The sequence below is a fragment of the Methyloceanibacter sp. genome (genome assembly GCF_058506495.1).
Map to the genome: position 1 here is coordinate 1 of NZ_JBZMXT010000123.1, position 4,600 is coordinate 4,600.

The following is a 4,600-nucleotide window of genomic DNA, read 5'->3' on the forward strand; positions in this document are numbered from 1 at the left end:
GTCCTTGTTTTCCTGGTACCAGCGTTCCGCCTGTACGACTTCCAACGGATAGGTCGATGCGATTAGGACGTTCGCGAGAAGGGGATCCGAATAAAGCGCAATTGGCGCCACGAGCTGTTCAAGCTCTGCTTCACTGAGCAGCCCATCTTGGGTCGAACCGTCAGCAGCATCTGTGTCGGCAGTCGTTGCAGCCAGCTGTGACGGCTCAGCAGTCCCATCTGCCTGGCCGTCTTGCGCAAGAGCAGTCCCTTGCACCCAAAATCCAAACGCTAGCGCTGCCGAAACCGCCAGGAACCGCACCGAGCTACCCATCATCACTGTCCCCACTTTTTCGACTGGGATAGTGAACCCCAACGTGTCGCGATCAGGCTCAGTCAGTCCCATACCAATGTCCTTCCCCGCGGAACCACCCCATAGACTCTAGTGCACTGTCTGCGAACGCCATACAGCAAAGGCACAAAGCATTGTGCAGCGGCCAGTAGACCGCATTTTTTGTGACTAAAACACGGCGCGCCGTAAAGAGTTGCATGGTCACTATACGAACAGTGCGACACGCTGAACAAACCACACCGCCGCTAAAGAGCCGATTCCATAACCGAGCGCCGTACGAAGCCACTTGCGATCAACGGGTAGCACCCGGCGAATTAGCGAACTTAGGCCGATCACAGCAAAAACGAACAAGAGCTGCCCGGCCTCGACGCCGAGATTGAAAGTTAAGAGCGCGAGCGGTACGTCGGATTGCGGCAGTCCGATTTCCTTCAGCGCACCCCCGAAGCCCAAACCGTGAAGAAGCCCGAAAGCAAAAGCGACTAACCACGGCGCGCGCTTAGTGAAATCCGTTTCTGGCCCCGTTTGGCGTACAATCTCAGCTGCCACGAACATGATACTGAAAGCAATGACAGCCTCTACGGGCGCTGGCGGAATTTGGGCCCAACCAAGCGCCGCGAGGGCGAGTGTGATGCTGTGCGCCACTGTGAACGCCGTGATGACTTTGACCAGCATCCATACGTCTCGAACGAGGAGCAGCAGAGCAAGGACGAACAGGAGATGGTCGATTCCGAGGAGAATGTGCTCAACGCCCAGAAGGAAATAGGTGCGGGCCGTCTCGATCCAAGTCGGCGCTTTCGCGACTGTAAAGAACGGGCTGTCAGGGGTCAGACGTGTAGCCTGTATGGCACCATCCTCAGACTCCACGCGCACGACGACATCGGTAAATGTGCCTGATAGGCCATCGATCGAAACCTCACGCTCCGCCAGACCCTCAGAGCACTGCACCGCACGATGCTCAAGAACTGCCGCGCCAGCGCGTTCGGTCCGCGGCGGCGACCTATCTTCGCAGTCCGCAGGCAGGCGAACATACAGGCCAAGGCGCATGTCACCACGGGCGGGCACCTTGAACCGGATGTCGTAGGCCTCAGCACCTGTTTGCTTGATCTCAAGGAAGCCCGGACGTAGTTCATGCGCCGCGGCCGCGCTGTGAAATGCAAGCACAAAAAGCGCAGCGATGAAAAGCCGGATCACTTGGCGTCATCCTTGTCGTCACCTTCGGGCAGATCCGATTTTTTCGGCTCGGGCAGAACAACCTCGTACTTTGCCCGCAGCTTGTCGTAGGCATCCGTTTGGAACGCCTGCCGCTTGAGATTGCGCCAATCCCGCAAAACGGCATCCCGGACTTCATCGAGTTTCGGGTCGTAGCCGTCCTCGCGCTGATTAACCCGCACGAGATGCAAACCGTAAGGCGACTGGATCGGTCCTATCCATTTGCCCTCGGGAGCATCGGAAACCAGCTTGGCGAAGACATCGCCGAATTCCCGTTGGATCACACGTAAGGGAGACAGCGGCATTGTCTTCGGCAGCAGCGTGGGATCGCCGAGTTCAGCCGGATCTTCGCCCGCCTTTGCGGCCTTCAGTATCTCCTCCGCACGTTTCTCAGGGTCTCCATTGGACGACTTCGGATTGATGAAGACTTGTTCGAACGCGAGCTCGGGATCTACGCGATAGTTTTTCTTGTTATCGTCGAGATAGGCCTGAAGCGCGGCATCGTCCGCGGTCAACGCCTCCTCATCGGGCTCGGATAGGAACTCCATCTTCTGCTGCATGCGACGGCGGATGAGGGTGTCGTCGCGGTCGAGACCCAGCTTGACCGCCTCGCGGTAGTAGACTTCTTCTTTAATGTAAGCATCGAGAAGCCCGCGCAGTTCTTGGGGCGTCGGCGGGCGTTGCCAGGTCTTGGCAAATATCTGCGCAAGCTGAAGAACGCGACCCTCGGTTACAACGATGCGATCTCGCGTTTCGGCTTCGTCGCCGTCTGCGAGAAACGCATAGGCTGCAAAGACGACGGCCCCGATTAGAACGAAGTGGACAAGCGGCTCACGCGCGAGCCTCGAAAGCAACTGCATCAGGCTAGCCTGCAGCCTCCATAGCGCCATCTGGCGCGTCAGAGTACGCATCTTCCCGTTGGCCACGCATGACAGCTCTCAAGGTCTCTTGCTGCTCCTTAGGACCGTATAATCGGATCAACCCTTGCGACTCGGCCACATCGTACGTGATGACGCCCGCGTTCAATGCACGAACGACGGCCCCTTCGGTCACAAGGACTGCTTCGTTCTTACCGGGGCCACTAACATGGACAGTCACACCAAAGCCTTCCTGCCCGGCGGCGTAACGAGTCCATAGCATCGAGTCGAGCAGCACGACGGTAAACCCGAATTGTTGATTAGGTCCGGCTCCAAGAGCCTTTCCCAGTTCTTCCAAACCTGCTGTAGCGCGTTGATAGGCGAAGAGATCCTTAACCACACGGCGAGGTCTTGGTGGCAGCAATCCGCTGTTCTGCGCCTGCCAAACGGCGGTCCTGACGTAGAGAGACTTTGGATAAATGAAATTCATCGTGCCGCGCGCGATATCACTGGGATTGTGATAGCCGCACGCAAACGCAGTGGTCGCCGCGAACACAAGACCCACTGCGAGCACGGCGCCTGCAGTGACGTATGGACCAATCCTAGGTACGACTCTCATCGACTACACTCTTAGCCCAATGGCATCAGCTCTTCGGCGTGTACCAGATAGGCGAAGAGTATGCGCGTTCTTGCGTGGTCATTGGGACGTCATCGGACATTTCAACATTGAACCGCTTTGCATCGTAGGCGGTCCAACGCGGTGTTGGAATTTCAATAACACGCGCATAGTAAAATGCCCGCTGATCTGGCTCGAAGTCGGGATCTTCCCAGACTGCGATCAGTTCAGGTGCGCCGATCGTATTGGTCCAGGTTGCGTTCTTCACATCGACGGTGCTTCCAACGGGCGGCAGCTTGCCCTCCGCGTCGGGCTTGCGATTGTCGCTCCAAACGACATCGTAGACCTTCTCTTGTGTCTCGCCGTTGTTGTCGATCCAGCCCTTGACGATTTGCAAGCGATCGAGATTGCCGCTAAGCGGGTCCTTTAAGGCAGCGACGAGAAACGTCGGCGCTTTGCCCTCGGGCGGGTTCTCAAGGTCGCCGCCCATCGGCACACCTTTCGCATAGCCGATCTCCGCGGGTGTCCGGCTACCCGCATCACTTTCGACAAAGTCCCAACCCCCAAAGAAGCGCAGGCCAATTCGAGACCCGGTCGTAGCATAGACTTCCTTGCGCTGCATCGCATCGAAAATGGCGCGTCGCGTATTCTCAGGAGCCCATACGGCCGCGAGGCCCGACGAAGCCATGTCATAACCGAGAATGCGGGTCGGCCCGAACTCGCCCACTACATGCTCCCAGCGATTGGGCTCGGGCTCGACGCCTGCGTGCTTACCAAAGAAGTTGTCTTCCTGAGCAGTCGCCATGGCCGTGTGACTGTCGGTCGAACCAACCATGCCAAACTTGTACGGATTTGTGCCGAGCTGCGCTTCGAGCTTCATGCCGTTCTTCAAGGCCTCACGCGCATACTCGTATTGGAGCATCCATTCTTCCTTTGGAACTGGGCCGAGATTGGCTTTGTCCCAGGTTTCGTAATCCGCGAACTCATCGTTCGGCGAAAGGACGGGATGCGTCTCGCCGTCGCCCTTGATCTGGGTGGCCTCATACAAGGGCTCCCATTTCGCACGTGTCTCGGCATAATCGCCGGTCAGTGGCTTACCGGTCGCGGGGTTCGTCTCTACAGGGAACATCAAGCCATTTGAGACATTGCCGTTATGGGCCAACGCGAGTACGCGGCCACCGGTCTTTTCCTCATAGGCTTCCATCCACTTCCAGAGATCTTCCGGATTGAAGCTGCTCTCGGTGGTGAAGGGCAACATTTGCTGCGCGCGGATGGCCCCGTCCCGATAAAGCACATTCCGGTGCAGATTGTTTCCACCCTCCGTAGACGTCCACTCGTAGCCGATGATGGTCGTAAACTTGCCCGGCTCGTTGAACTTGTCGGCTGTCTCGAGATACTCATCCCAAACTGTCTGAACGAAACGCGGATCGAGCGCAGCAGCAGGCATCTTGATATCGCTGACACCTGCAAACGACTCGATCACCTCCATGGTCGCTTTCAGCGCATCATCGCCGCCCGCATTGAGGCGCTTGTTCCAATCGCGAAGCTGCGGGTCGCGCATGAGCGTAACATCGCCGGCCACGATCTC

At 57.7% G+C, this 4,600-nt stretch carries 5 protein-coding genes; all 5 read right to left on the minus strand.

Annotated elements, in window-relative coordinates; genetic code table 11:
* Positions 1–384: DUF3300 domain-containing protein (locus AC33YF_RS12895; RefSeq protein WP_491777615.1), on the minus strand; the 384-nt coding region annotated here is incomplete at its 3' end.
* Positions 385–534: 150 nt separating this feature from the next.
* Positions 535–1,521: a HupE/UreJ family protein gene (locus tag AC33YF_RS12900; protein ID WP_491777616.1), complete on the minus strand. Its 987-nt coding sequence runs from the start codon at positions 1,519–1,521 to the stop codon at positions 535–537.
* Positions 1,518–2,399, minus strand: a complete 882-nt coding sequence (locus tag AC33YF_RS12905) for a peptidyl-prolyl cis-trans isomerase (RefSeq protein WP_491777617.1) — start codon at positions 2,397–2,399, stop codon at positions 1,518–1,520. Before AC33YF_RS12905 ends, AC33YF_RS12900 begins: the two co-directional genes overlap by 4 nt.
* A gap of 4 nt (positions 2,400–2,403) precedes the next feature.
* The gene (locus tag AC33YF_RS12910) at positions 2,404–3,015 is read right to left on the minus strand and encodes a hypothetical protein (RefSeq protein ID WP_491777618.1); all 612 of its coding nucleotides are present in this window, start codon (positions 3,013–3,015) and stop codon (positions 2,404–2,406) included.
* A gap of 25 nt (positions 3,016–3,040) precedes the next feature.
* A partial coding sequence (locus AC33YF_RS12915) for a DUF3604 domain-containing protein (RefSeq protein ID WP_491777619.1) occupies positions 3,041–4,600 on the minus strand: 1,560 nt, incomplete at its 5' end.

Excerpts from the sequence above, each read along its gene's own strand:
- AC33YF_RS12910 (WP_491777618.1), bottom strand. The coding sequence starts at position 3,015 with ATGAGAGTCGTACCTAGGATTGGTCCATACGTCACTGCAGGCGCCGTG.
- AC33YF_RS12905 (WP_491777617.1), bottom strand. The coding sequence starts at position 2,399 with ATGCAGTTGCTTTCGAGGCTCGCGCGTGAGCCGCTTGTCCACTTCGTT.